Source organism: Streptomyces sp. NPDC049887 (assembly GCF_040656535.1).
In the GTDB taxonomy this organism is placed as follows: domain Bacteria; phylum Actinomycetota; class Actinomycetes; order Streptomycetales; family Streptomycetaceae; genus Streptomyces.
Genome location: NZ_JBFAMM010000018.1, coordinates 123,519 through 150,139, shown reverse-complemented (window position 1 = coordinate 150,139; position 26,621 = coordinate 123,519). Strand labels below are relative to the sequence as shown.

The window sequence follows — 26,621 nt, the reverse complement described above, 5'->3', positions numbered from 1 at the left end:
CCGAACGACCCCCGGCGGCGGCCACCGCCCCGCCAGGAGAGGAGAGGCATGGCGTCACCAGTCACCACGAGGACGGTCCGGCCACTCGACACACTGCGTTTCGACACGGCAGGACCGCCGGAGATCACCAGCGTCGTCAGGGATCACCTGCTTCGCCTCGGTGCGCAGGAAGCCGGCTCGGGGTCCGGCACGGCACCGACCGGGCAGACCGTCCTGGCCGGCGGAGGCTTCCACCCCGCGGAGGCGCGCACGACCTGGTCGGCCCCGGGGAACGGCATCGTCGACGAGGCCACCGCGCAGGCAGCGACGGGCGTCATGGCCGTGCATGGGCGCAAGCACGGGACACCGTGCGGCCTGGCGGCCGACTACACCGCCACCACCGCCGCCGTCCTGACCGTGCAGGGGCTGCTCGCCGGTCTGCTGGCCCAGGCGAGAGGAAGCGGCCCGGCCCGGGTGTCCACCCGCGCCGACCACGCCGGACTGCTGACCGTCTCCCAGTACCTCGCCGCCGCCGGCGCCGAGGAGGGCGAAGCCGCCGACATCGCCCCCGGAGGGCCGCCTTTCACCTCGGCCGAAGGTACCCACTTCGAACTCGAGACCCTGGACCCGGCCGCGTGGGCCGCCTTCTGGCAGGCCCTGGACACACCGGCGGACGCCGTCCGGAGCGGCTGGCGACCGTTCCAGTTCCGGTACGCCACGGCCTGCGCCCCCTTTCCGCCGCCCCTGCACGCCACGACCCGGCGGTACCCGCTGGAACGGATCCGCCAGGCCGCGTCGAACGCCGGCGCCCAGGTGTGCGTCCTGGGCACGCTGGCCGCCAGGGCAGCGGAGCACGAGGACGCCGACCCCTGGCGGCTGAGCCCGCTCGATCCCTCCGGCGACCGGCCCGGCCCGCCGGTTCCGCCACCACCCGGGCGTCCGCTGGCCGGGATCACGGTGCTGGAGGCCGGCAGACGCATCCAGGCCCCGCTCGCCGCCCATCTGCTCGGGCTGCTCGGTGCCGAAGTGATCCGGATCGAGCCGCCGGGCGGCGACCCCCTGCGGGGAATGCCGCCCACCTCCTCCGGCATCTCGGCCCGCTGGCTCGCCCTCAACCGGGGCAAGGACGCTGTCGAGATCGACATCAAAGCGGACGCGGACCGCCGCCGACTGCGCGGAATGGCGGCCGAAGCCGACGTCTTCCTGCACAACTGGGCACCGGGCAAGGCCTCCGAGCTGGGCCTGGACGGCAGCGACCTCGCCGCGGTCAATCCCGCCCTGGTGTATGCGTACACCAGCGGCTGGGCCGGCCGCATCGCCGATGCCCCCATGGGTACCGATTTCATGGTCCAGGCCCGCACCGGGGTCGGCGAGGCCGTCCGCCCCGACGGCGAGGTGCCGGCGCCGTCCCTGATGACGCTCCTCGACGTCCTGGGCGGGCTGTTGGGAGCGGAGGCGGTCCTCGCAGGGCTGCTGCAGCGCGAACGATCCGGGCACGGCGTGCACGTCGAGTCCTCGCTGCTCGGTGCTGCGGAAATCCTGACCGCTCCTGCGCTGGCCCGAGCGGCGCGCGGCGAGAGGACCCGCAGGCCCGCAGGGTTCCGCCACCCCCTGCCCACTGCCGACGGCTGGGTCGCCCCCTGCGACGACTCGGCCGCCGACGCGGCCGCACACGACCTGCGTGCACTGACCACGGCCGATGCGGTGCAGCAGTTGCGCGCGGACGGTCTGACCGCCACCGCGGTCACCACCGACTTGTCCAGCCTGCACCGTGATCCGCGCTTCGCCGGCTCGATCGGCCGCGACGCACACGGTGCACCAGCCGTTCCCGACCCCTGGAGCTTCGTGTGACCGTCGAACTGCACGACCTGCTGCCCGCCGATCTCCGCCGCTCATGGGTGGTCGACGGGACCTGCCCCGACCTCGACCTCTACAGCCTCTTCCGTGCACGCCAGATATCGGACCTGCACCGCACCGCCGTCCTCGACAGCAAGGGCAAACTCTGCTACACCGCCCTGGACCGCAGGGTCCGATGTCTCGCCGGCGGCCTCAGAGATCTGGGCATAGGTCCCGGTGACGTGGTCGGCGTCCAGCTGCCCAACGATCGCAACGCGGTCATGGCCGATCTCGCACTCGCGGCGCTGGGCGCGATCGCTCTGCCGTTCCCCGTCGGCCGCGGGAGCCTGGAGGCGGAGTGCCTGCTGCGGCGGGCCGAGGCCGTCGCCGTCATCGCGGCGACCGAGCACCGCGGCACACGGCACGCCGCCGACCTTTCCACCCTGTCCCCAGCCCTGCCGGCCCTGCGTCACATCGTCGCCGCAGGCCCGGGAACCGCCCCCGAAGGAACGATTCCGCTCGCTCGGCTGATGCGCTCCGACCCCGGCGGCTTCGTCGCGGCGCGCCCCCACCCCGACAGCGCGGCCCGGATCCTCGTCTCCTCCGGCTCCGAAGCGGAGCCGAAGATGGTCGCCTACTCGCACAACGCCCTCGCCGGAGGGCGGGGCAACTTCCTCGCCTCACTCATCACGGACGGCACCCCGCCCCGGTGCCTGTTCCTCGTACCGCTCTCCACCGCCTTCGGATCCAACGGCACCGCCGTCACCCTCGCCCGGCACGGCGGCACACTCGTCCTGCTCGACCACTTCACACCCGAGAGCGCGCTCGCGGCGATACGGGACCACAAGCCCACCCACGTCCTGGGCGTGCCGACGATGGTGCGCATGATGCTCGACCAACTCGATGAAGCAGACGGTGAACTCCCGGCTCCCGCAGCCCTGGTCCTCGGTGGGGCGCCACTCGACGGCACGACCGCCCGCGCTGCGTCCGAGGCGTTCCGCTGCCCGGTGGTGAACCTCTACGGCTCCGCGGACGGCGTCAACTGCCACACCGGCCTCGACCACCGCACCCCGCCCACCGACAGCCACGGCGTGGTCGCCGGCCGCCCGGATCCCCGCGTGGCGGACATCCGCGTCACCGACCCGGGCGACGGCGAAGTCCTGGACCGCGGCCGGATCGGTGAGATCGTCGCGCGCGGACCCATGACTCCGCTCTGCTACGTGGGAGCACCGGACCTCGACGCCCGCTACCGCACGCCCGACGGCTGGGTACGCACCGGCGACCTCGGCTTCCTGGACGAGGCAGGCGTTCTCCATGTCGTCGGACGGCTCAAGGACGTCGTGATCCGCGGCGGGGCCAACATCAGCCCCGCCGAGGTCGAGCGTGAACTCACCTCGCACCCCCTCGTCCGGGACGTGGTGTGCGTCGGCGTCCCGGACACGCTGATGGGCGAGAGGCTCGCGGCCTGTGTGGTGGTCCGCGGACCGGAGGCGCCCACACTCGATGAACTGTGCGAACACCTCGCCGCCCGCGGGCTGGAGCAGCGCAAGCGGCCCGAGCGTCTGCTGGTGCTGGGAGAGCTCCCGTTGACTCCGGCCGGCAAGCCCGACCGGGCGGCGCTCCGGGAGCGCCTGTCCGCAGCGGCATCGGCGCCCGGGACGGACTCGCTCGCACCAGCCGGCTGACGGTCTCGAGCCGGACGACGAAGCGGGAGGGCACATATGTGCCCTCCCGCCCTTCGCCGCTCACCCCGGGGAACCGGGGGTACTCCCGCGGCCCTGCGAGCCACCGGCCGTGCTGACGTCCGCTGCGACCCGGTCGCAGCGGACGGAGGAGCCGCGTGCCTCCGGCACCTCGGCGTGTGCCCGCAGGGGCAGTCGGCGGCGGTCACGGCCTCACGGCTGTGACCGCCGGTGCCGCGCGGCACACTTCAGGATGCGCCCATGGCCTTCTTCAGTTCCGTTGCCGCGTTGCGGTAGACCGGCAGCAGGTCGAGGTCGTCACCGGGATAGTTGACGATCTTCACCTGCTTCGCCCCGGAGTCGGGCAGCACCGGTCCGGTTGACATGTGGGCGTTGTCCAGGACCAAGGCGGGCTTCTTCTTCGACAGGTCGGCGAGCTGCGCCGGTGTCACGGGCTCGGGGCCGTAGGTGCCGACCACGTTCGCCCCGGCGAGCTTCGCCGACCAGGCGGTGAACACCTGCGTGACGACATTCGGGCTCCGGCCCGCGGGCCAGGCCGTCTTCACATCGGCGGCCAGCTTGGCGTACTCGCCGGCGAAGGTGGTCTTCCACTCGGCTGCGGCATCCTCCGTACCGAACAGCTTGCCCAGCCGCGCCACCTCGGCGCCGACCTTGTCGACGTCGTTGTCGAGATCGACTTCCACGAGCTCCGCCTTCGAGCCCGCTGCTTCCTTGATCTTTGCCGCGTACGGCTCGAAGGGCGCGTACAGCACGAAGTCGGCACCGGCGACGGCGGCGAGGTCGGAGGGTTTGGGGTCGTAGTCGGGGGCGTGGAGCACGGACTGGGGCACGATGACCTTCACGTCCTCGGCTCCTGCGGCCTTGGCGAAAGCGCCTTCCCACGTGGTGGTGACCACCACGACGGGCTTGTTCTTCGCACCGTCCTCTGCATCGTCGGCGCCGGACCTGGCGGACGTGTCGCCGTCGCCTTCCCCTGCGCAGCCGGCGGTCAGGAGCAGTGCGGCGCTCAGTGCGACGAGGGAAGCGATACGGACGCGGGTGCGCGCCATGAGGTGTTTCTCCGTTCGGGTACGAGGTGAACAGCGAGGACGACCGCCCCCGCGGTGAGGACGAGGACCGGGCCGGGTGGCCAGTCCAGCCAGAGGGCCAGCAGGAAGCCCGCCACGTTGACCACCACGCCGATGCCGACGGCCCAAAGAGTGATCGACTTGAGCGAGTTCCCCAGCCGGCGCGCGGCGAGGGCGGGGAGAAGGGTGAGGGCGTCGACCAGGAGCGCGCCGGTCAGCTTGATGGCGCCGGCGACCGCGACGGCGACCAGGACCAGAAGCGCAGCGGTGAGTCCACGCACCGGAACGCCGGAGCACTGGGCGAGTTCACGGTCGTGGAGCAACAGCGCCACGTCCCGGCGGCGCCACCAGAACAGGCCCGGCACGACTACGGCGAGCACGCCGAGGACGACGAGATCCGCGGCGCCTACCGAGAGGACGGAGCCCCACAGCAGGGCGAAGGCCCCGGAGGCGTTGACGCCGGACACTGCGAGGACGAGGAGCGCGGCCGCGATGGCCAGGCTCATCAGCAGGCCCATCGCGCCGGACAACCCGTCCGGAGTGCGTGCCAGTGGGGCGATCCCCGCACCCGAGAGGGCGCACGCCACGAGCGCGCAGAGCATCGGGTCGAGGCCGGTGAGGAGTCCGACGGCTATGCCGAGCAGGGCGACGTGCATCATCGCGAAACGCACGGGCATGATGTTGAGCCCGACGATGATCACGCCGACGATCGGCAAGCCGACGGCCGCAAGCACCAGGGCGTAGCCCGCGCGCTGCACGGGAACGAGTTGCAGGAGTGCTCCGAGGTCGGCGGTCGCCAGGGTCACCGGACCTCCCGGAGTCGCCCGGCGGCCATCTCGAGCCTGCGGTCGCACCGTTCGGTGAGGGCACGGTCGTGGGTCACCACGACGAGCGTGACCGGCAGCGAGGTCAGCACGTCGGCCGCCTCCTCCTGCCCCGCGAAGTCGAGCGCTGCTGTGGGCTCGTCGGCCAGGAGCACCTCGGCGCCGGCTGCCACGGCACCGATCGCCCGCGCCAGATACATGCGCTGCAGTTGTCCGCCGGAGAGGGTGTGCAGCGGGCGCCGCGCCAGCGGGCCGACGCCGAGCCGGTCGGCAGCCTCTCGCGCCTCGACGGGAGCACCGCTGCTGGTGAGCAGTTCCTCCCCACGAAGCGGAAACCGCCCGGCGGCCGGTTTCTGCGGGATCCAGGCGCACGACCGGCGCCGCCATGCCCACTCCGCGGCCGACCGTGCCCCTCGTCCTCCGACGAGGATGGTGCCTGTGACCTGTCTGTGCAGGCCGAGCACGGCTCGGAGCAGCGTCGTCTTCCCCGAACCGTTGGTCCCGGTGAGGGCCACAGTCTCGCCCGCGGCGATCTCGAGATCGATGTCGGCGACCGCTTCGACACGGCCGTGACGGCAGGCGACCCCCCGCATATGTATGTCCAGCCCACCCATCCACGTGTCCTTCCGGCCCTCCGCCACTGCCCGGACGAGCCCGACGAGCCCGCCCACGGGTGAGTAGTCGGCCGAAGTGGCGTGCCAGTTCCCGGCAGTCGGCGAATTTCGCCGAGTCGCCTCCGCCCCTCTGGTCCATGGGCACGTGGTGTCCCCGGTGTCACACTCCCCCGCGGTGGTCATGACGACCTCGGCCGTCCACCTGTGCAGCACCGCCGTTGCTTGGGGAGGGCCGGGGCCGCTGAGCACCGCTTCGGCAGCTGCCTGCTACGGTGCCCCGGGTGAGCTGTCAGCTGGTCCGTCTCACGACCTTGGATACCTTGAGGACCCTGCCTCTTGCATCGAGTGCCTTCACCTGAAAGTACGGTCCGGGGTCGCTCGTCGTGATGGCCGTCTCGAATCCGGACCGTGGGGCGTGTCGGACGACGACCGACAGGTCGTCGGGGTCAGGTCCGGCGAGCACCTGCCATGCTCTGGTCTGCGTCGAGCCGTTCCAGGAAGCGTAGACGACGCTGTCCCCGCCGCTGGCCCTTGCCGCCGCATTCGGCGGGTAGTACGGCGTGCCGATCCATTCGTTCCGAAACGCTCGGTACGAGATGTTTGAGCCCGGCAGCTTCGCGTCGTAGAGCAGGTTCTGCAGGCCGTTGCCTTCGCTGTTCCCCGCCTCCGCGTATTCCGAATAGTACGGGCTCTGGCCCCACCCGATGAATTTGTTGCCGTTGGAAAGGGCCTGGGTGTTTCCCTGGGTCGGCGAGTACAACGGCGGCTCGTGGTAATAGGTCTTCACTGCGGTCGCCCTGCGATTGTCGAAATCGAGGCTGAGGATCAGGCCATGTGACTGCTGTTCGGGTGCGCCGTCGGGCAGGTCGCAGCAGCCGTCGTCGAACATGCTGATCCGGTTTCCCGGCCGGAATCGGGCATCGTGCTGCCAGTAGAAGTCCGCGTTCGGGCCGAAGGTGAAGTCGCTCTTCTTCCCTCCGATCTGATATCGGATCCGCCCGGATCTCTTGGAGATGTCGTAGATGGCCCACATGTTCCGGGCCGAGATCAGCAGCCGGCCGCCAGGCCCCTCGTCGATGGAGTTGAGGTGGAAGGCGTCCCACACCCCGTCGGACGACGAGGCGCTGGAGGCCGATACCTCGGAGTCGGCAGGGTCCAGGTGGTCCAGCGCGCTCCAGGAGTAGAGGAGCTTCCCCGTGGCGAGGTCGACCTCCTGGACCTCGCTGTCCAGGATGGCTCCGTTCTTCGGTCCCCCATAAGGCGTGAGATCCATGGGCACCGGTTTGGATGCGAGGAACAGCGCGGTGCCCCTGCGGGTCAGGGTGAACTCATGCTCGTCCGGGTAGTAGCCGTGATGTGCGAAGACCGTCTTGAGCAGGCGGTAGCGGGTGTCGTAGATGTAGTAGCACCCGCCCGGTTCCGGCGCCCCGGCCGGCAGGTTCGTGTACCACGGTGGGAGGGCGAGGGACCCCTGCCACCAAGTCAGCACGGGCTGTCCCCTGTCCCTGTCCTTGCCCCTGTGCGCTTCGTAATACGTCTGGACCTTGAAGTCGGCGTTCTGAAGGTTGGTGGAGGGCAGAGGGCGGAACCAGACCGGATCGCCGGAGCTGTCGTTGATCAGTGCTCCGGTCTGGCCGACCATCTGGTCCGCGCTGAACGGGGCGACGAAGATGGGTCCGCGAGCCGTCCCCGGTTTGTTCGCGGTCACCTTCACTCGCATGGGATGAAGGCCCGGATGGGAGACAAAACTCCACACATCGCTCCCCGACAGGATCGGGGGCGGAGTACTTTCCGATGGAGGGAAGGGCTCCGTCGCGCACAGACGGTCGTCCCCTTGCGGGCTCGCTGCGGCCGAGGGCACACAGCTTGCGATGACACACCCCGCGAGCATGCAGGCCCAGACAGCGCGCCGGGTCCTTCTTCGTGCCCGGCGAGACCTCAGCTCTCGCGTCGCCATTGCCGACCTCCTCGGCTGCCCGGGCACCCTTCTCCGATGACGGTGCCGTGGGTCTTCCAACTCTCTGTCGGTTCACCCTCCGACCCGGAATGACCAAGATCAGAGTTGTTCCCCGGGTGACGCTAAGCGGCAAGGGGTCTTTGCGCCTGCCCAACGTCACTCAGGTAGGCCATTCGGCAGGCGCGGTCTCACCCGCGAGCCTGCGACAGCGCCGTCGGAGAACCCGACAGGCCTTCCCGGCTCCGGGGAACACCGGAGCCGGGAACAGCAACCCCAATGGCGCACCGAACCGGCCCTCGGCAGGCGCAGGTCCCCCTGGCCTCCTACGGTCAACGATGACTGCACAGCCACCGTCCCTAAGCCCCGGACTCACGCTTCGGCGCACTGATGGAGGCTCAGGATGAGAAGAAGACGAAAGCGGGGTCGCGGGTATGGCCGACGCAGCGATACAGACTCCTCCGCCAGGGCCGTCCCCCCGCGCTGGGCTCCCGAAGGAGCCGGGCCGGTGCAGACTCCGCCGGAGGGCCTTGCTTCGCAGGGAGAGAGCATGTGCGGTCGTGCTGCTGGCCGGGCTCCTCATCGGTGGGTACATCGCTCCATCGGGAGGCCCGGGCGGTCCCACCGATGCCGCACGCAACGGGGACGTAGTAGGTGTTCCAACCCACCTGCGCAATGTGCCCCAGGGGATTTCTGCTGTGGCCGACGGAAAACTGCTCGTGTACCGCATGCCGGGTATGCGGGGGAACCAAGTCAATGCGACGGCCATGCTGTTCCTTCCCAAGAAGGCACCTCCGGCAGGAGGTCGGCCGCTCGTCGTGTGGGGCCACGGAACCGTCGGATGGGCACCGCAGTGCGCGCCCAGCGTCCAACTCCAGGAACACAAAACCTGGGTCGACGGCCCGAACGACGCCTTGCTGGCAGCCGTCCTGAAGATGGGCATCGCCGTCGTCGCGCCGGACTACGAGGGGCTGGGGCCCGCGTCCGCGGGCGTCACCGCGGGCCACGGCTACTACGACCTGTCCAGTGAGGGCAACTCCATGATCTTCGCCGCGGTCGCCGCGCAGCGATACCTGGGCGACAGGCTGTCAGGGCAGTGGGTCCCAGCGGGATGGTCGGAAGGCGGCTTCGCAGCACTTGCCGCCGCCTACTACTCAGACTCTGCCACCAAGGCAGACCCGGACCTGGAATACCGCGGTGCCATCACCCTTGCCCCGGTCCCAGACGTGCCCGCCATGAACAGAATCCTGTGGCAGGTCATCGACAACGCGTCCCAATCCGGGCTCCCCCCGACGGACCACCAGATCGACCAGTTGGTCTTCGCCAACGCAGAAACCATCTACTTCACGAAGACCGAACGATACGCGGGCTACCACGTCGACCCCAGCCAGGTCTACGGCCCGAGAATGCTCAGGTTTTACCACCAGGACTGGCAGCGATGCCTGGACGACCTGAACGCACTTGTCAAGCAGGACATCCGGAACTATCTGGCTGCCTCCCCGTCACACCGTCCGGACTCGTATCCGGGGGTTCGCGGAGACACACCCAACTCGCTTCCGGAGAACAGACGGTTCTTCGAACAGAACCAGGGCAAGCTCGAAGCCTCGACCCTGCCGGGCTCGGTCCTGTGGCTGTACGGGACGGACGACATCACCAGCCCGAACTCCGTCACCTACAACGTCGTCAACAAGATGGTGGCCAACGGCAACGACATCAACCTCTCTGTCCTGGAAGGGGCAGGCCACTACGACGTCCCCGTCGTCGGCCTACCGCTGATCCAGGCTCGCCTCAAACAACTCTTCGCAATGGAGTCATAACGACCTGCCCCCGGTCCACCGGGTTTGCCGGCCCGCTCCCAGTCTCCGGCCGTGTACGGGTGCACGGGACCGGCCAGCACCATCATCAGCCCCATCTCGTCTCACACGAGAGCCCGTCACAGATCCGGTTCCACGTCTCCCGGTCGACCATGCCGGCCTCCACCCGGACAACCGCGGGTACGGCCCACCGGCCAGGTGGTCCTCCACCATCTCGGCGAACTCAACCTGCGGATCGGGAACGTGACCGACCCGCCGACGGTGCAAAGCACCCTCGGGCGTCCAACTCCACGTTTTCGGTCTCCTCGGTATCGAAGTCGCACGAACCGCTGGTCGCAGACCCGAATCGGTGATCTGCGAAGCACGGGTCTAGGCTGACCTGTGCAACTGGTTCGCCCCGTCCTCCAGGCGGGGCGTCGCAAGAGGGAACCCGGTGGGAATCCGGGACTGCCCCGCAGCGGTGAGCGGGAACGACCGCCGTCAAACGCACTGGGACCTCCGTACGGGCCTGGGAAGCGACGGCCATTAGGTGTCCTCCGGTCAGGGGGGACGTGCCCGCGAGTCCGAAGACCTGCCCGTTGCCCGCGCGCGGACGACTCCGTGCGCGGACATCCCGGTGACCTCGAGGGCGGGTCGGCGTACACACCAGGCGAACGGCCGTGCCTTGTCTCGCACGCTCGCACCGTCCGGTTCGTCACCCCTTCGCGCTCTCGTCCGGCCTCCGGGATCTCAGGGATTCATCTCGCGAAGGAGATCTCCGTGACATCGAAGTCCGCAGCCGAGGCAGCACGGGCCACCGTGTACGGCTACCCCCGCCAGGGCCCGAACCGGGAACTGAAGAAGGCCGTCGAGGGCTACTGGAAGGGCCGGGTCACCGCCGACGCCGTCCGTGCCACCGCCGCCGAACTGCGCCGCTCGAACTGGCAGCAGCTCGCCGAGGCCGGCATCCACGAGGTGCCCACCGGTGACTCCTCGTTCTACGACCACGTCCTCGACACCACCGTGATGGTCGGCGCGATCCCCGAGCGCCACCGCGCCGCCGTCGAGGCCGACGCCCTGAGCGGCTACTTCGCCATGGCGCGCGGCACGCAGGACGTGGCGCCGCTGGAGATGACGAAGTGGTTCGACACCAACTACCACTACCTGGTCCCGGAGCTGGGTCCGGACACCGTGTTCACAGCCGACTCGACCAAGCAGGTCGCCGAGCTGAGGGAAGCCCTGGCCCTCGGACTGACCGCGCGCCCCGTCCTGGTCGGCCCGGTCACGTACCTCCTGCTCGCCAAGCCCGCCCCCGGCGTATCCGCGGACTTCGAGCCGCTCACCCTCCTGGACCGGCTGCTGCCCGTGTACGCCGAGATCCTCGCCGACCTGCGCTCGGCCGGCGCGGAATGGGTGCAGCTCGACGAGCCCGCACTCGTCCAGGACCGCACCCCGGCCGAGCTGAACGCCGCCGAGCGCGCCTACCGCGAGCTCGGCGCCCTCACCGACCGGTCCAGGCTGCTCGTCGCCTCGTACTTCGACCGGCTCGGCGACGCCCTGCCGGTGCTGGCCAAGGCCCCGGTCGACGGACTCGCCCTGGACTTCACCGAGTCCGCCGCCGCCAACCTGGACGCCCTCGCCGCCGTCGGCGGACTTCCCGGAAAGCGCCTGGTCGCGGGGGTGGTCAACGGCCGCAACATCTGGGTCGACGACCTGGAGAAGTCGCTGTCCACCCTCGCCACCCTGCTCGGACTGGCCGACCGGGTCGACGTGGCCGCCTCGTGCTCGTTGCTCCATGTGCCGCTGGACACGGCCCCGGAGCGGGACATCGAGCCGCGGATCCTGCGCTGGCTCGCCTTCGCGAAGCAGAAGACGGCCGAGATCGTCACCCTCGCCAAGGGTCTCGCCCAGGGCACCGACACGATCACCGCGGAACTCGCCGCCAACCGTGCCGCTCTGGCCTCCCGAGCGGGCTCCCCCATCACACACGACCCGGACGTACGGTCCCGTGTCGCGGCGGTCGCCGAGGCCGACGGCCGCCGCTCCCAGCCCTACACCGAACGGGCCGCCGCCCAGCGCGCCCATCTCGGGCTGCCCCTGCTGCCGACCACCACGATCGGTTCCTTCCCGCAGACCGGCGAGCTGCGTGCGGCCCGCGCCGACCTGCGCGCCGGCCGGATCGACGCCGCCGGCTACGAGGAGCGCATCAGGGCCGAGATCCAGGAGGTCATCTCCTTCCAGGAGAAGACCGGCATCGACGTACTGGTGCACGGCGAGCCCGAACGCAACGACATGGTCCAGTACTTCGCCGAGCAACTCACCGGCTACCTCGCCACCCAGCACGGCTGGGTGCAGTCCTATGGCACCCGCTACGTCCGCCCGCCGATCCTGGCCGGCGACATCTCCCGCCCCGAGCCGATGACGGTGCCCTGGACGCGGTACGCCCAGTCCCTCACGTCCCGCCCGGTCAAGGGCATGCTCACCGGTCCGGTGACCCTGCTCGCCTGGTCGTTCGTCCGCGACGACCAGCCCCTCGGCGAGACCGCCCGCCAGGTGGCCCTCGCCCTGCGCGACGAGGTGAACGATCTGGAGGCTGCCGGGACGTCCGTCATCCAGGTGGACGAGCCCGCGCTGCGAGAGACGCTGCCGCTGCGCACCGCCGACCACCCGGCCTACCTGGCCTGGGCGACGGAGGCGTTCCGGCTGAGCACGAGCGGGGTCCGGCCGGACACCCAGATCCACACCCACATGTGCTACGCCGAGTTCGGCGACATCGTCCAGGCCATCGACGACCTCGACGCCGACGTCATCAGCCTGGAGGCCGCCCGCTCGCACATGCAGGTCGCCCGCGAACTGGCCGCTCACGGCTACCCGCGCGAGGCAGGCCCGGGCGTGTACGACATCCACTCACCGCGCGTTCCCAGCGCCGAGGAGGCGGCCGAGCTGCTCCGCACGGGTCTGAGGGCCATCCCGGCGGAGCGGCTCTGGGTCAATCCCGACTGCGGCCTGAAGACCCGCGCCTGGCCCGAGACCCGGGCCTCACTGGAGAACCTGGTCGCCGCCGCACGTGCCGTTCGCGGCGAGCTGTCCCGGTCCTGACCCGCACATCCGAGGGCCGGGGCGCCTACAAGCGCCCCGGCCCCGACGAGATCCGCCGCCGCGAGCAGGAGCGGCAAGTCGGACGGCTCGCAGACTTCTCGATCACCCGCGCCCGATGGTCCGGCTGATTTCGGTCAGGATAAGCTCACCCGGCCCGAGCCGTGCTCGCATACGACCCCCGCGAGCTGCACGGGCTCGATCACGTCACGCGCCCCGACTGCTGTCGTGGGACAACCGTGGCCGAGATTGAACGGTGACGGATCCGCACACGTAGTAGTGCGGAAGAGGCATGAGCCGCCCGACGAACGCGAGGAGGAGTGATGGCCGACCGTGGCCTGCTCCGCTTCGCGCGGGTGGCGGTGTTCAGCCTGGTGTGCGTGCTCCTGGCGGCCACCGGGCACAGCGTGGCCGGGGGGCATCATCCGCCCTTCGCCCTGCTCGCGGCCGGCGGCACGGCAGTCGCTTTCACGGCGGGGCGCCTCGCCGGACGTGAGCGCACTTTCCGGCAGATCGCCGGTGCGGTCACGGTCACGCAGGGCGCGCTGCACCTGCTGTTCGCGTTCACCGGCCCCGGCCACACCCGGACGCCCTCCGTGCACAACGGCCAGCACGTCGGGCATATGCCGCATGCAGAGCGTATGGGGACCTACGGCTCGGAGATCGTGACCGGAGCCGTCGGTGCGGGGGCCGAACCTGTCGGCACGGCCATGGCCTCCGACCATCAGAGCCCGCTCATGCTGCTCGCGCACCTGGTCGCCGGGCTCGGCGCCGCCTGGTGGCTGCGCCAGGGGGAAGCCCTGGTGTGGCGGCTCTGCCGACTTCTGGGCACACCCCTTTCGGCGGCGCTGCACGCGCTGGTTCTGCTGCGGCGGTGGTCGCGGTTCCGGGCGTCGCTTGCACGCCGCCGCACCCCGCCGGACCGCGGCGCGGACCGCGAGGTGCCGTACCGCACCCGGGTCCTGGAGCACATGGTCGCCCGGCGTGGTCCGCCTGTGCTGTTCACCCACTGATCCGGCCGAAGCGGGCCGACGCGCCGCCCGCCCGACCGGTGTTCCCACCGCCCGTGAATCCGGACTTCCGGCCCCATGCGGCGGCTCTCACGCGTACCCCGGGTTCCGCGCGGCTCCGCTCGTCGCGCAGGGACCGATCGGTGGCGCGCGCTTCCGGCAGTGAACAGTCCCCGGCCCCTGCGTGCGGGCCGGGCAGGACTTCAGGAGCTGAACCCACTCATGAGCACCACATCCGACGCCTCTCCCGACGGGGCCCCGGCCGCCGACTCCCCGGACGAGAAGCCCACGTCGGACCAGTCCAGGCCCCCGTCGGCCACCCCGGTCAACGGTCGTACACGCTCCGGCTGGTGGCCCCTGCTGACCCGGCTGCACTTCTACGCCGGCATTCTGGTCGCCCCGTTCCTGCTGGTCGCGGCGCTGACCGGGCTGGCGTACACCGCCGTTCCGCAGCTGGACCAGCTCGTCTACAACCAGGAGCTGCGAGTGGAGGAGGTGGGTGGGACGCCGAAACCGCTGACGGAGCAGATAGCGGCCGCCCGCGAGGCCCACCCCGAGGGCAGCATCATGTCGGTCGTTCCGCCCGAGGCCGCCGACCACACCACCAAGGTGGTGCTCTCCGTCCCCGAGCTCGCCGAGCAGGACAGGCAGCGCACCGTCTACGTCGATCCCTACACCGCGGAGGTGCGCGGCGCCCTGACGACCTGGTTCGGTTCGACGCCCCTGGCGACCTGGCTGGACGACCTGCACCGCAACCTCCACCTCGGGGAGACCGGCCGGCTGTACTCCGAGCTCGCCGCGAGCTGGCTGTGGGTGCTGGTCCTGGGCGGTCTGCTGCTGTGGTTCGGACGCCGGCGCACCTACGCGGGCGGGGCGAAGCGCAACACGCTGCTGCCCGAGCGCGGGGCACGCGGCGTGCGCCGCAGCCGCAGCCTCCACGCGGTCACCGGCGTGTGGATCTCGGTCGGGCTTCTCGTCCTCAGTGCCACCGGTCTGACCTGGTCGGCGTACGCCGGCGAACGCTTCACCGAACTGCGCACCTCGCTGAGCGCGTACGCACCCGAGCTGGACACCACCGCATCCGCCGAGGGCTCCTCCGGGCACGACCACTCCGGCGGGCCCGGGGCCGGCGGGGACGCCGCGGACGGCGGTCTCCCGGAGGGTCTCAGCATCGACCGGATCCTGGAGAAGGCACGTGCCGCGGGACTCGACGGTCCGGTGGAACTCGGCGTGCCTGCGGACGAAAAGAGCACCTGGACGGTCGCCCAGACCGATGGGCTGTGGCCGGTCCGCATGGACCAGGCGGCCGTCGACCCGCACAGCGGCGAGATCACCTCGCGGGTCGACTGGGCGGACCACCCGGTGCTGGCCAAGCTCAGCAGCCTCGGTGTACGCGCCCACATGGGCACTCTCTTCGGCCTGGCCAACCAGATCGTCCTCGCGGTCATCGCGCTCGGGCTGAGTGTCGGCATCGTGCTCGGCTACCGCATGTGGTGGCAGCGCCGACCCACCCGGGGGGACCGCTCTGCCCTGGTGGGCCGCGCGCCCGCGCGCGGCACGTGGCGGCACCTGCCCCGGCCCGCCCTCGCCGTGGCGGTGCCGCTGGTGGTCGCCGTCGGCTGGGCGTTCCCGCTGCTGGGCTGGTCCCTGCTGGCCTTCCTGGTCCTGGACGGTGTGCTCGCGCTGGTCCACCGGCGGCGCACCGCCGGTCCGGCGGCGAGCGCCTGACACAGGTCCCGTGCCGTGTGGCCCGCGCTTCGTACGAGCGCGGGCCGCACGGCCGTTGAGAACACCAGCTCAGCGGTGGCGGAACTCGGGCAGAGCGCTGGTCCACGAAGGCACCCGTGCCCTGCTTCTGCTGTGCGGCTCCGAACACCGCCTGGGAGAGCCGGCGTTCGAAGCGGACGCCTTCGGTATGGGTGGTCCCGAAGTCCCGCGCCACCGCCTCCCCCGTACGGGGCGGTGCCGTGAGCCGTGGTGGGGGCGACCGGTCAGCCGACGTCCCACATGAAGCGGTGGGTGTGGATGCCGAAGTACGGGAAGGTGTCGACACCCACCACTCCCTCGAGGGGCCTCACGGCGTCGTTGACGAAGTCGAGCAGGTCGGCCGGCCCGGGACTGACGACCTCGGCGAAGAGGGCGTAGTGCCCGGCGGTGAGCACCGCGTAGACCACCTCGTCACGGGCCGAGAGGGCGTCGGCCACGGCCCGCGGGTCGCCGTCGACGCGGATACCGAGCATGGCCATGGCCTGGCCGCCCATGGCCATGGGGTCGGTGACGCCCACGACCTGGACCGTCCTCGTGTCGATGAGCCGCTGCAGGCGCTGCCGTGCGGCGGAGGGGGAAAGACCCACCTTGGGGCCGAGGTCCGCGTAGGGGATGCGGCCGTCCTTCTGGAGTTCGCGGAGGATGGCGCGGTCGATGTCGTCCACGGGTGTCAGCCTGCCAGTTCCGCCAGGGCGTCGGCGAAGAGGGTGGTGTGGGTGTCGACGTCGGCCTCGGTGGTGGCGGGGCACATCAGCGCCATGTTGTGGAACGGCGTCATGAGGACCCCCCGGTTGGCCATCCACAGGTGCAGGAAGTCCTCGAGCTCCGGGTCGGAGGCGGCAGCGGACTCGGTGCCCGTGCGCGGCGCGGGCGCGGTGAACCGGTACTCCGTGCGGGCGCCGAGGCGGCTGACCGACCAGGGCAGACCGTGCTTGTCGATGCCGCTCCGGACGCCCTGCTCGAAGCGGGCGGAGAGCGCGGACATGGCCGCGAAGGCGCTGTCCGTGAGCACGTGTTCGAGGGTTGCCCGCATGGCGGCGACGGACAGGGCGTTGCCGGCGAGGGTGCCGCCGACCCCGCCCATGTCGACGAGGTCGAGGTCCCCACGGCGGAGGAGTCGGTCGGCGAGGTCGGCGGACAGGCCGTAGGCGCCGGCCGGGACGCCTCCGGCGACGGCCTTGCCGATGGTGAGGATGTCGGGATCCAGGGCCCAGGCGGCGGTGGCACCACCGGGGCCGGCGGAGAAGGTGTGGGTCTCGTCGTTGACCAGCAGTACACCGTGCCGGCGGGTCAGCTCGCGGACGCCCTCGAGGTAGCCCGGCTCGGGCAGCACGATACCGATGTTGGTGAGGGCGGGCTCCATGAGGACCGCGGCGACGTCACCGTGCGCCAGTTCCCTCTCCAGCCCCTCCAGGTCGTTGAACTCGGCGACGCGACTGGTCAGCGTCACGTCGCACGGGGCTCCGACGTTGCCGGGACGGCTGGTCGCACCGCGCCCCTCCGGGCCGGTGACGATGAGGGACTCGTCGACACTTCCGTGGTAGCAGTAGCTGTTGAAGAGGATCTTCCGGCGGCCGGTGAGCGCCCGGGCCAGCCGGATGGCCCACCGGTTGGCGTCCGTGGCGGTGAGCGAGAAGGACCAGCGCGGCAGGCCGAATCGACGGGCGAGTTCGGCGCCCACCCACTCGGCATCCTCCGTGGGCAGCATCGCGGTGGCGCCGCCCTGCTCACGGAATCGGCGCTCGACTGCGTCGGCGACGGGGGCCGGGGAGTGACCGGCCATGGCGCCGGTGTCGCCGAGGCAGAAGTCGACGTACTCGTGGCCGTCGATGTCGGTCACCCGGGCGCCGTGGGCGCCGGCGAGGTAGCGGGGGAAGGTCCCGGCGTTCTTGTTCATCCACGTCATCGGCACCCGGCCGAAAAGGTGGTCGGCGGCCTCGTAAGCGGCCTTCGAGCGTGGATTGCGGGCCGTCGCCTCGGCGGTCTCGCGGGAGAGCAGTTGCCGCAGCCGGGTGCGATCGATGGACATGTGTAGGCCTCCTCGTCGACTCTTACGGTTGACGCTACACGCGAATGCGCCGATCTGGCTAGCTTTCGCGCACGAATCGAGTGTCAAGACGATCGAATAGACACCGATCCGGTCGCGCCCTTCTCCCTTCCCGACATGGCGCCTCCGTGGACCGGTGTCCGATGGCCAACGCCGCGGGCTACGGGAGGCGCCGGGCGGCCCGCGAGCAAGGCGCCGATCCTCGGACGCCAGGCCGCGCGAGGCGTGCGGCGCCTGGGCACGGCGACCAGCGACGCCTCGGAGCGGCGGCGGCGCCAACGGCAACCCGAACCGGCCGGTCCCCGTCCTACTCGGCCCTCTCGATGATCAACATCGCGACGTCATCGGCGAGGCAGCCCGCGGAGTGCCGCATCAGCGCCCGGTGCAGCTCGTCCAGGAACTCCCCCGGGGCGTTGCCGCGCACGGCCTCGAAGGCGTCGGGCAGCGCGAAGAAGTCGTCGTTGCTGTTGCGTGCCTCGATCACACCGTCGGTGTGCAGCAGCAGGCGGTCACCGCGGACGAACGGATAGGACTCCACCTTGGCCTCGGAGGGCTCGGTCAGAAGCTCGTCAAGGCCGAGCGGCGGGAGCGGGCACCCCGGCGTCAGGGCCTCCGCCCTGCCGCGGTGCAGCACCAGCGGGGGCGGATGGCCGCGGTTGACGATCTCGACCACCGGCTCCTGCGGGACCTGGGCCACCAGCGCCGTGACGAACCCCTCCACACGTGCGTCCGGGTCCACGCCCGGGGACAGGCGCTCCCGCTCCAGGGCGGCCGCACAGTGGTCCATGACGGCCGGCAGGTCCTCCTGGTAGTGGGCCGCCTCCCGAAAGGCCCCCAGCACGGCAGCGGCGGCGCGCACCGCGGGAAGGCCCTTGCCCCTGACATCGCCGATGATGAGCCGTACCCCGAAGCGGGTCTGCACGGCTTCGTAGAGATCGCCGCCGATCTGGGCGCCGGTCTCGGCGGCGACGTACATGCTGCCCGCGCGCAGCGGGCCGATCCGGGCGGGCACCGGTCGCAGCAGCACCTCCTGTGCGGCGGCGGCGATCCTGCGGATCTGGTTGAGCTCGTTCTCGCTGCGCGTCCGGGCGGCGCTACTGGTGGTGATGCTCGCGGCGGACACCAGGACGAGGGCGAGGAGGTTGGTGTAGACCTGCTGATTCTGCCAGGCCTGGTTGTAGGTGGCGGTGATCACGCTGACGACAAGCGCGAAGGCGGCCGCCGCGATCGTGCCCCGGGGGCCCATGGTCACCGCCGCCAGTGCCGGGGTCGCGGTCAGCAGCGGTCCCGTGTACATGACGTGCAGGGGCGTGAGCTCGATGACCACCACCAGGACCGCGATCGCGAACGGCAGGCACTGCGCGAGCACCCAGAGGACCCGATGACGACCGTCCGCTCGCGGGCGCACGGATGAGCGGATGTCCGACCGCATGCCATCAGCCTGCCTGGTACGGGCACACCTTTCCACTCATCGCGGTCGGCACGGGCGGCCGGACGGGCGACGGGAGGCCGCGCGCAACGCACCGTGTGTTCCCGCCGGGGAGGCAACGGACACGCGCTGAGCCGGGTCGCTCGCCGCCGGCGAAGGACCGGCGGCCGGTCACCGGAGCGATGCTCGGGTGACCGGCCGCCGGTGTGCCTGCGAGTCAGTCGGGCAGCGACCCGGCCTACGGCCGCAGGAACGAGAGGATGCGGGGTGCCTCTTCGTCGCGGCGGCACAGGGCCCGGATTCCGGCCCCGTCGGCGGCGCACTCGACCACGGCCCGCGCCGTGGCCAGGAGAAGCCGGTCGCCGGTGAAGGCCGCAGCCTGCAGGCCGAGGCCCCTGGGGCTCTCGCCGAGAACCCTCATCAGACGGTCACGGAAGTCCGAGCGCCGCCACGCGCGACCCGCGTTCGAGGTCCACAGGTCCCCGAAGGCGGTGAACGCGTACGCGGTTCTGTCCGCGGCCACCCACAGTTCTGTCGCCTGGTCGTCCCGTCGGAGCCGGGCCGTGGCCCACAGCCCGGCCGCGCGATCGACCGCGTGCAGCACGTCGTACTCGAAGGCGTGCCCGTAGGACGACGAGGAGACGAGCACGTCCTCGTGGTAGGCACCGCGGCCCAGAAGGCCGAAGGCCGGGTCGCGACTGTTCCTGCGCAGCCTGTCCCGCAGAGGGATCGCCGGGCCGGACGCGGGCAGCGCCACCTCGGTGACGACGCCCTCGGAGAGGTCCGCCGCGAAGAGGGCCGGCTTCCGTTCGCGATCCGCCGCCGAGTCGGCGTCCCAGGCTCCACCGGTGAGATACACCGTCTCACCGAGGGAACCAGTTACGTGCAGTGGCAGGAACGCCTCAGGCACGTCCAGATCGGACCACTCCGCCGCCTCCGGGCGCAGGAAGTGCATCGAGTGCCGGTAGCCGTGCCCGGTCCTGCGCTCGACGGTGGCCAGGACCGTACCGCCCCGGCTCACGCCGTGCACCTCGGCGTGGCCCTGCGCCCCAGGGATGCCGGGGGCCGGCCGCAGGTCGGACCCGTCCGGGGAGCCGACCAGCCGTTCTGGGCCTCCCGGCTGTACGGGCCGGGAGGCGCCCCGCGGCCTGTGCCGTTCGGGCAGCTCACCGCCGAAGCCCTCGGCGACGCGATCACGGCTTGCCTGTCCGAGCCGTCCCACCGGCGCCGCGCGGTCGAACTCGCCCGCGGGATCACAGCAGAGGACGGCACGGCTTCGCTGCTCGCCCGCATCGGCTCGGAGAGCAACCGGTGAAGCCGCAGTGCCACCCGCGAGGACGAGACCTGTACGGCTGCCCGCCGTGCCTTCCGAGCCGCTCGGCAGCCCCTGACGGAGGGCATGCGCCACGCTCGCCGCATCGAGCCGACCTCCCACCGTTGTGAGCATCGGCCCCTGACACGGGACGTGCACCGGCCTCCGGCCACGGGGCGCGCGGCGGGAGAATCCGAGCGTGACCGTCAGTGGCGTCGGCGGGCGTTGAGCCGGGCGGCCTGGCGCGTCAGGTGGTCGCGCTCGGCGAGGTTGGGTGCCTCGTGCGCCGCCTCGGCGTAGAGCCGTGCCGCCTTCGCCAGGTCGCCGTCGCGCTCGTGGAGGTAGGCCGCCACCGCGGCGTGGCGGGGCAACGGGTGTCCCCTGCCCGAGGAGCCCGGGGAAGGAGCGTCCAGCGCGGCGAGGGCCGCCAGGCCGGCGCGCGGTCCGTCGGCCTCCCCGACGGCGACCGCACGGTTGAGCCTGACGACCGGGTTGTCGGTCAGGCGCGTGAGCTCGTCGTACCACTCGACGATCTGCACCCAGTCGGTCTCCTCGGTGGTGGGAGCATCGGCGTGGAGTGCCGCGATGGCGGCCTGGACCTGGAACTCGCCCAGCCGGTCGCGGGCGAGGGCCGCCTGGAGGATGCCGATGCCCTCGGCGATCAACGCAGTGTCCCAGCGGCCGCGGTCCTGCTCGGCGAGCGGCACCAGACTGCCGTCGGAGGCGGTCCGGGCGGCACGCCGGGCGTGGTGGAGCAGCATGAGGGCGAGCAACCCGACCACCTCGGGGTGGTCGACGACTGCCGCCAGCTGCCGGGTGAGCCGGATGGCCTCGCCGGCGAGGTCGACGTCGCCCGTGTAGCCCTCGTTGAAGACGAGGTAGAGGACGCGCAGCACGGTGGCGACATCGCCCGGCCGGTCGAGACGCTCGCCGGAGACGGTGCGCTTGGCCCGGCTGATGCGCTGCGCCATGGTCGCCTCGGGCACCAGGTACGCCTGGGCGATCTGACGAGTGGTCAGCCCGCCGACTGCGCGCAGTGTGAGCGCGACCGCCGATGCCGGGGTCAGCGAGGGGTGGGCGCACAGGAAGTAGAGCTGGAGCGTGTCGTCCACAGCGGGCGCCGGCCCGGGGGCCGGCTCGTGCTCGACGCGGCCCTCACGCCGCCGGCGGGCGGCGTCGGCGCGGGTGGCGTCGAGGAACTTGCGCCAGGCCACGGTGACCAGCCAGCCCTTCGGGTCCCGCATGGGGAGTCCCTTGCTCGAAGAGTTCGGGGAGGGGTCGGCCGCCCCGACCCGGAGCGCCTCGACCAGAGCGTCCTGCACGGCGTCCTCGGCCGCCGCGAAGTCTGCTCCGCGGCGGACGAGGACGGTGAGCACGCTCGGCATGAGGCTCCTGAGCAGGACCTCGTCCATCGGTGATGTCACTCCGTGATGGTGGGCGGCGCGGTCAGGAACGGGCGTACCTCCAGCCACTCGTGGATCGGCCTGCCTCCGGCCCCAGGGGCGGCCGACAGCTCCCCTGCCAGCTCGACGGCGCGCTCGTAGCCGTCGACGTCGACGATCATCCAGCCGGCGATGAGGTCCTTGGTCTCGGCGAACGGTCCGTCGGTGACCGGCGGGCGGCCCTCGCCGGCGTAGCGGACCCATGCTCCCTCGGGGGCGAGCGCCTGACCGTCGACGAACTCGCCTGTCCTCTCCAGCCGGGCCGCGAAGTCGTTCATGTACCGGACATGGGCCGAGATCTCCTCCGGGCTCCACTGGTCCATCGGCACGTCGTTGACCGGAGCCGGGGCGCCGCGGTAGTGCTTGAGCAGCAGATACTTGGCCATCGTGGTTCTCCTCGGTGCTCGTGCCACCCATTGTGGCCACGTTCACCCCGGGGACGGAGCCGGACGCGGGTTCTCGACATCGCCGTCCGGATTTTCTCGGGCTCTCGCGGATGAGCCCGAGGCGCAGCCCCGCGCGGCGGGTACGCGGCCTCCGCCTGCCCCTGACGCGGGAGCCCCGCCGTGCTGCCCCGGCGCGAGCGGTGCAGGCACCGCGGTGGTGGGGTGCCCCGGCCGCGCTGCGTCCCCGTCTCCGGGAAGGAGGGGGCGGCCGCCCGGCGTCGCCACCGGTCATGGCGCGGATCCGCACGGCGGGGGCCGCCCCGTCCGGCGGGGCCGGCGGGCGGCCGCCCCTCGCCCGGCCACGGCGAGGGACGTCCGTGATCTCAGCCGCGGGCGCGACCGGGTCCCCCGCCCGGGCCTCCGGGCAGGACGCCGCTCTCCGCGGCCTCGAGGACGGCGTCGGCCTGCTCCTGGGTGAGCTTCCCCTCGGACACCGCCTTCTCGAGACGCTCCGAGAGCCGCTTCTCGCGCTCCTCCTTGCGCTCCTGCTGCTTCTCGCTCCGGATCTTCTCCAGCGCCGCCTTCACCTTGTCCTCGGACACGCCCAGTTCCTTCGCCAGGGCGGCCGCCAGTTCCTCCTGTCGCTCCTCCGCCCGGTCCTTCCGGGCCTCCCGGCGCTCCTCCCGCGGATCCGGCGTGTCACCGGAAGGCGCGGTCGACTCCGTCGCAGCGGCCGGAGCGCTGTCCTCCGCGAGGGCCACGGCGGGGAACAGCAGCCCCACGCTCGCCACTGACGCGACGGCAAGACCCACTCGAGCTCTCTTGGTCACCATGGAACATTCCTCCGCTTCCGTGATCCGTGTCGTACTCGAAGATCGGGCACGAGGCTGTGGCGAAGCTGGGAGCGGGATGAGAATCCCCTTTGAAGCTCGCCGCGCCCGCGTCGTCACGGTCCGCCCACCTGCCGACCGCGCCGTGTGAGAAGGACGTGGGCGTCCGGTCGAGGGCGGGCCTCCCGCATCCGGACCCCTCTTCTCCGCGCCCGAACACACGACCGATAAGGCAGACTTGGGGCCGGCGCACGGCCAAGGGCGCGGAGGGGGCCGTCAGTGAGGGGGCAGGCAGCATGAGTACACCCGCCTGGGAGCGCAGGCTGAGACGGACCCTCGCGTCGGAGACGGCAGAACCGTTGCTCGTCCTCGTGGCCGGAGCGGCCGGCACCGGAAAGAGCCACCTCGCACGGCGCCTCGCCGATCTGCCCGAGGCCACCGGCGCCGGGGTGCTCACCTGGACCTGCGGCGGGGAGGCCGCCGTGCCCGAACCGGCAGCAGACGGGCCCCTCCTGCTCCTGGTCGACGACCTGCACCGGGCGGGCGCCGCCGAACGCGGCGCACTGCGCCGACTGCTGGAGCAGTCCCCGCCCTCGCGCGCGACCGTGGTGCTGTACCGGCCCGAGGAACTGCCCCACCCCGGTCTGCCGCTGGGCACCCCGCCGGTGCGCTACCCGCGCGACATGGCCGTCCTCGAGCACCGGGTCACGCCGTGGACCACCGAGCAGGTGCAGAGCGCCGCGGCGGCCGCCCTCGGCGATCGCTGCACGCCCGAGGCCGTCACCCGGCTCCACGAGCAGTCCGGTGGCGTGGCGCAGGTGGTGGTGGACCTGCTGGTGGTGCTGGGCGAACAGGACCTGCAGCGGTGCACGGCGGCCGACGTGGATGCCGCGGGCGTGCCCGTCCGCCTCGCCGAACTGGTACTGAGCCGGACGGCTTCGCTGCCGCCGTCGCAGCGGGCCGTGGTGTGGGCAGCCGCGGTACTGGATGAGCCGGTGACGCGGGAGGAACTGCTGACGGTCACCGAGGGGGCGACGCCCGGCGGCGGCTGCGAGGACGGACCCGCATCCGTGGGGAGGGCCGGGCAGGGCCCCGGACTCGCCGACAGGACGGACGGGCTGACCGGAGCGCTCGACGCGGCCGTGCTCGCCGAGTACCCGGGCCGGCGGTACGGGTTGCTCGTCCCGCTCGCCGCGCGCGCCGTGCGCCGGGTGCTGCCCGGCCCGGTACGGCAGCAACTGCATGCGAGGGCCGCCGACGTGCTGGTGCGCAGGCAGCCCGTGCCGTGGACGTCGCTCGCACGGCACCGCCGGGAGGCCGGCCCCGTCAAGGCCTGGCTGCGTGCCGTGGAACGGGCGGCCGCCCTGGCCACCGGTGCCGGAGACCACCAGGCCGCGATCAAACTGCTGGAGGAGGCCCTCGCATCCCCTGACATACCGCGTGCCGCGAGGGCCGGGCTGGCGCCGCGACTGGCTGACATCGCTGTCAACGGGTTGCGTTCGGACCAGACCGTCGAGGTGCTCACGCAGATCGTGGAGGACGAGAGCCTTCCCGCAGTGCTGCGCGGCGAGATCCGTCTCGACCTCGGACTGCTGCTGTGCAATCAGGTCGGGATGGGCGGCACCGGCTGGACCGAGCTGGAGCGGGCCGCCGCCGAACTCCGCAGCGAGCGGCCCGGATTGTCCGCCCGCGCCATGTCGGCCCTCGCGATGCCCTACTGGCCCGGGTCCTCCATCGATGTCCACCGCGCCTGGCTCGAGGGCGCCGCGGTGGCCGCGGACGACAGCGGAGACGAAGTCGTCCGTGCGGCGGTCCGGGCCAACCGCGCCGGGCTGGCGATGAGTTGCGGCGAGCCCGACGGCTGGGACCTGCTGAAGTCGCTGCCCACCGACCACCCCGACCCCGGGATCCGCAGGCACGCCGCCCGCGGGCTGTGCAACGCCGCCGACTCCGCGGTGTGGCTCGGCCACTTCGGACGGGCCGAGGACCTTCTGCGTGAGGGGCTTGCGCTGTCGGCGCGCAGTGGTGCCCCCTACACCGAGCACACCGCCCTGGGGGCGAGACTCCTGCTCGAGTGGTTCACCGGGCACTGGGCGGGGCTGGCCGGGCGCTGCGAGGAGTTCGTCGCCGCGACCGCCGACATGCCGGTCATCAGTGCGGACGCGCGCATGGTCCGCGGGATGCTCGCACTCGCCCAGGGCGACTGGGGTGCCGCACTCTCGTGGCTGGCCGGCCCTGACGCGTCCTCGGCCGAGCACGCGGCCGCGCCGCACGCCGCCGCCACGTCCGGAGCCCTGATCCGGTTGGCGCTGGCCCGTCAGGACGTGCCGGTGGCGGCCGAGGAGGCGGGGAGCGCCTGGCGGAAGGCCGCGGCGAAGGGCGTATGGGTGTGGGCCGCGGAGCTGGCTCCCTGGGCCGTCGAGGCGGTGGCCCGAGCGGGCGACGCGGCGGCGGCCCGCGCCATGCTGGAGGAGCTGTCGTCGGGCTTGGCCGGGGTGGACGCCCCCTCCGCCACGGGCGCGTTGAGCTGGAGCCGGGCGGCACTGGCCGAGATGGACGGCCGCCCGCTGGACGCCGTCCCCTTCTACCGCGAGGCCGCCGCGACCTTCGATCGCGCACCGCGCCCCTACGCGCGGGCGCTGGCCGCCGAGGGAGCGGCACGCTGCACGCTGGAGGCGTTGGGGGCGAACGGCCGGGAGTCGTCCGAGCGGCAGGACGGTCCCGAACCGGCCGCCGCCCTCGCTGTGGACGAACTGGCCTCCTGCGCGGCACTGTTCACCGAGCTCGGCGCGGTGTGGGATGCCGCCCGCGCCCGGGCCGAGCTCCGCCGTCACCAGCCGGCCAGGGAGGGCCGTCCGCCGGGTCGTCCCGCGTACGGCGGTCAACTCTCCCCGCGCGAACGGGAGGTCGCCGAACTCGCGTCGGCCGGGCTCACCAACAGGGAGATCGCGGGAATCCTGCATCTCTCACCGCGTACGGTCGAGCAGCACGTCGCCCGGGCCATGCGGAAGCAGGGGACACCCTCGCGCCAGGAACTCGCCGAGTGTCGGGGGTCGGAGGGGCCGGAGCGGACGCGGATCGCCCCGGTCGGCGGTCCCGGCGACGCCTGACCGATCCGCTTCGCATCCGTGCGTGCCTTCGGCGTCGCATCCGCGCGGGAGCGCACGGGCCCCCGCATCCCCGCCTCCGTGCTTGTGCAGGCCGCTCGATCAGCACCGTGACGCTTGCATTCCGTGATCAATCGGACAGGCAAGCGCTTGGTCAGGGGTTAATCACGTATCCGTAGTACCCCGGCCCCGGATATTCGCGTGCGGACTCCGGCCGTACGTTCCTTCCACTTGCCCGGTCGACCTGCATCCGCCGCGAGGTACCACCTGATGCACGCCGGCCGGCGCCGTGTGCGGGTCTGCCACGAGGTCCCGCCCGGCTCGAGCGACCCCCACATCACCCTGCCGCGGCCAGGGACCGGCTTGTCATGACCGAACCAACCCATTCGGTTCGACGCCGGGAGCAGACCGGAAAGGCAAAGCGA

The 26,621-nt window shown here is 71.8% G+C and carries 19 protein-coding genes, 1 pseudogene and 1 riboswitch; of the genes and pseudogenes, 8 read left to right on the top strand and 12 right to left on the bottom strand.

Translation table 11 applies throughout. From position 1 onward, the window contains the following. Window positions 1-48 precede the first annotated feature (48 nt). Complete coding sequence (locus AB0J10_RS22205; RefSeq protein WP_363064128.1) at window positions 49-1,830, top strand: CoA transferase; 1,782 nt, start codon at window positions 49-51, stop codon at window positions 1,828-1,830. Continuing rightward, entirely contained in the window at window positions 1,827-3,500 is a 1,674-nt protein-coding gene (locus AB0J10_RS22200; protein ID WP_363064126.1) for a class I adenylate-forming enzyme family protein, read from the top strand. The genes AB0J10_RS22205 and AB0J10_RS22200 overlap by 4 nt, the downstream gene beginning before the upstream one ends. A gap of 245 nt (window positions 3,501-3,745) precedes the next feature. Here the strand turns inward: AB0J10_RS22200 and AB0J10_RS22195 are convergent, their stop codons facing one another. The 4 genes from AB0J10_RS22195 to AB0J10_RS22180 form a co-directional block, all read right to left on the bottom strand. Beyond that, window positions 3,746-4,567: an ABC transporter substrate-binding protein gene (locus AB0J10_RS22195; protein WP_363064124.1), complete on the bottom strand. Its 822-nt coding sequence runs from the start codon at window positions 4,565-4,567 to the stop codon at window positions 3,746-3,748. Next, window positions 4,525-5,391, bottom strand: a complete 867-nt coding sequence (locus AB0J10_RS22190) for a metal ABC transporter permease (RefSeq protein WP_363064122.1) — start codon at window positions 5,389-5,391, stop codon at window positions 4,525-4,527. The genes AB0J10_RS22195 and AB0J10_RS22190 overlap by 43 nt, the downstream gene beginning before the upstream one ends. Beyond that, complete coding sequence (locus tag AB0J10_RS22185; RefSeq protein WP_363064120.1) at window positions 5,388-6,023, bottom strand: ATP-binding cassette domain-containing protein; 636 nt, start codon at window positions 6,021-6,023, stop codon at window positions 5,388-5,390. The genes AB0J10_RS22190 and AB0J10_RS22185 overlap by 4 nt, the downstream gene beginning before the upstream one ends. Window positions 6,024-6,312: 289 nt before the next feature. Next, on the bottom strand, window positions 6,313-7,731 hold the full coding sequence (locus AB0J10_RS22180) for an arylsulfotransferase family protein (RefSeq protein WP_363064118.1): 1,419 nt from the start codon (window positions 7,729-7,731) through the stop codon (window positions 6,313-6,315). Between the two features lie 944 nt (window positions 7,732-8,675). On the opposite strand from AB0J10_RS22180, the gene AB0J10_RS22175 reads away from it, so the two are divergent. From AB0J10_RS22175 to AB0J10_RS22160, 4 genes are all read left to right on the top strand, one after another. Next, on the top strand, window positions 8,676-9,794 hold the full coding sequence (locus AB0J10_RS22175; RefSeq protein ID WP_363064116.1) for a lipase family protein: 1,119 nt from the start codon (window positions 8,676-8,678) through the stop codon (window positions 9,792-9,794). A 368-nt stretch (window positions 9,795-10,162) separates the two neighbouring features. Further along, window positions 10,163-10,385: riboswitch (cobalamin riboswitch) on the top strand. Window positions 10,386-10,550: 165 nt separating this feature from the next. Next, window positions 10,551-12,869, top strand: coding sequence for a 5-methyltetrahydropteroyltriglutamate--homocysteine S-methyltransferase (gene metE / locus AB0J10_RS22170; RefSeq protein WP_363064114.1), 2,319 nt, complete (start codon window positions 10,551-10,553; stop codon window positions 12,867-12,869). Window positions 12,870-13,189: 320 nt separating this feature from the next. Beyond that, window positions 13,190-13,879: a hypothetical protein gene (locus tag AB0J10_RS22165; protein WP_363064112.1), complete on the top strand. Its 690-nt coding sequence runs from the start codon at window positions 13,190-13,192 to the stop codon at window positions 13,877-13,879. A 219-nt stretch (window positions 13,880-14,098) separates the two neighbouring features. Further along, complete coding sequence (locus AB0J10_RS22160; protein WP_363064110.1) at window positions 14,099-15,604, top strand: PepSY domain-containing protein; 1,506 nt, start codon at window positions 14,099-14,101, stop codon at window positions 15,602-15,604. 69 nt (window positions 15,605-15,673) lie between these two features. Here AB0J10_RS22160 and AB0J10_RS22155 read toward each other — a convergent pair. From AB0J10_RS22155 to AB0J10_RS22135, 5 genes and pseudogenes are all read right to left on the bottom strand, one after another. Continuing rightward, window positions 15,674-15,824 (bottom strand): annotated as a pseudogene (locus tag AB0J10_RS22155) (enoyl-CoA hydratase); the annotation flags it as partial. A gap of 43 nt (window positions 15,825-15,867) precedes the next feature. Beyond that, entirely contained in the window at window positions 15,868-16,308 is a 441-nt protein-coding gene (locus AB0J10_RS22150) for an Lrp/AsnC family transcriptional regulator (protein WP_363064108.1), read from the bottom strand. Window positions 16,309-16,313: 5 nt separating this feature from the next. After that, complete coding sequence (locus AB0J10_RS22145; protein WP_363064106.1) at window positions 16,314-17,672, bottom strand: transaminase; 1,359 nt, start codon at window positions 17,670-17,672, stop codon at window positions 16,314-16,316. A 325-nt stretch (window positions 17,673-17,997) separates the two neighbouring features. After that, window positions 17,998-19,122 carry a PP2C family protein-serine/threonine phosphatase gene (locus AB0J10_RS22140; RefSeq protein WP_363064104.1) on the bottom strand — a complete coding sequence of 375 codons (1,125 nt, stop codon included), beginning with the start codon at window positions 19,120-19,122 and terminating at the stop codon, window positions 17,998-18,000. A gap of 235 nt (window positions 19,123-19,357) precedes the next feature. Continuing rightward, window positions 19,358-20,140: a hypothetical protein gene (locus tag AB0J10_RS22135; RefSeq protein WP_363064102.1), complete on the bottom strand. Its 783-nt coding sequence runs from the start codon at window positions 20,138-20,140 to the stop codon at window positions 19,358-19,360. Between the two features lie 3 nt (window positions 20,141-20,143). Between AB0J10_RS22135 and AB0J10_RS22130 the strand changes: the two genes are divergently transcribed. Next, window positions 20,144-20,434: a hypothetical protein gene (locus AB0J10_RS22130; RefSeq protein WP_363064100.1), complete on the top strand. Its 291-nt coding sequence runs from the start codon at window positions 20,144-20,146 to the stop codon at window positions 20,432-20,434. Window positions 20,435-20,637: 203 nt separating this feature from the next. On the opposite strand, the gene AB0J10_RS22125 is transcribed toward AB0J10_RS22130, so the two are convergent. The 3 genes from AB0J10_RS22125 to AB0J10_RS22115 all read right to left on the bottom strand — a co-directional run bounded on the left by AB0J10_RS22125 (window position 20,638) and on the right by AB0J10_RS22115 (window position 23,092). Then, window positions 20,638-21,843, bottom strand: a complete 1,206-nt coding sequence (locus tag AB0J10_RS22125; protein WP_363064170.1) for a DUF6596 domain-containing protein — start codon at window positions 21,841-21,843, stop codon at window positions 20,638-20,640. Window positions 21,844-21,851: 8 nt separating this feature from the next. Then, entirely contained in the window at window positions 21,852-22,259 is a 408-nt protein-coding gene (locus AB0J10_RS22120; RefSeq protein WP_363064098.1) for a YciI family protein, read from the bottom strand. A gap of 383 nt (window positions 22,260-22,642) precedes the next feature. Then, window positions 22,643-23,092, bottom strand: coding sequence for a hypothetical protein (locus AB0J10_RS22115; RefSeq protein WP_363064096.1), 450 nt, complete (start codon window positions 23,090-23,092; stop codon window positions 22,643-22,645). A 293-nt stretch (window positions 23,093-23,385) separates the two neighbouring features. Between AB0J10_RS22115 and AB0J10_RS22110 the strand changes: the two genes are divergently transcribed. Continuing rightward, window positions 23,386-26,199 carry a LuxR C-terminal-related transcriptional regulator gene (locus AB0J10_RS22110; protein WP_363064094.1) on the top strand — a complete coding sequence of 938 codons (2,814 nt, stop codon included), beginning with the start codon at window positions 23,386-23,388 and terminating at the stop codon, window positions 26,197-26,199. Window positions 26,200-26,621: the final 422 nt, after the last annotated feature.

Bases quoted from the DNA above. Each gene is read 5' to 3' on its own strand.
- AB0J10_RS22140 (WP_363064104.1), bottom strand. From the start codon at position 19,122: ATGCGGTCGGACATCCGCTCATCCGTGCGCCCGCGAGCGGACGGTCGT.
- AB0J10_RS22160 (WP_363064110.1), top strand. From the start codon at position 14,099: ATGAGCACCACATCCGACGCCTCTCCCGACGGGGCCCCGGCCGCCGAC.
- AB0J10_RS22195 (WP_363064124.1), bottom strand. From the start codon at position 4,567: ATGGCGCGCACCCGCGTCCGTATCGCTTCCCTCGTCGCACTGAGCGCC.
- AB0J10_RS22165 (WP_363064112.1), top strand. From the start codon at position 13,190: ATGGCCGACCGTGGCCTGCTCCGCTTCGCGCGGGTGGCGGTGTTCAGC.
- AB0J10_RS22120 (WP_363064098.1), bottom strand. From the start codon at position 22,259: ATGGCCAAGTATCTGCTGCTCAAGCACTACCGCGGCGCCCCGGCTCCG.
- AB0J10_RS22110 (WP_363064094.1), top strand. From the start codon at position 23,386: ATGAGTACACCCGCCTGGGAGCGCAGGCTGAGACGGACCCTCGCGTCG.
- AB0J10_RS22205 (WP_363064128.1), top strand. From the start codon at position 49: ATGGCGTCACCAGTCACCACGAGGACGGTCCGGCCACTCGACACACTG.
- AB0J10_RS22145 (WP_363064106.1), bottom strand. From the start codon at position 17,672: ATGTCCATCGATCGCACCCGGCTGCGGCAACTGCTCTCCCGCGAGACC.
- AB0J10_RS22125 (WP_363064170.1), bottom strand. From the start codon at position 21,843: ATGGACGAGGTCCTGCTCAGGAGCCTCATGCCGAGCGTGCTCACCGTC.
- AB0J10_RS22115 (WP_363064096.1), bottom strand. From the start codon at position 23,092: ATGGTGACCAAGAGAGCTCGAGTGGGTCTTGCCGTCGCGTCAGTGGCG.
- AB0J10_RS22185 (WP_363064120.1), bottom strand. From the start codon at position 6,023: ATGGGTGGGCTGGACATACATATGCGGGGGGTCGCCTGCCGTCACGGC.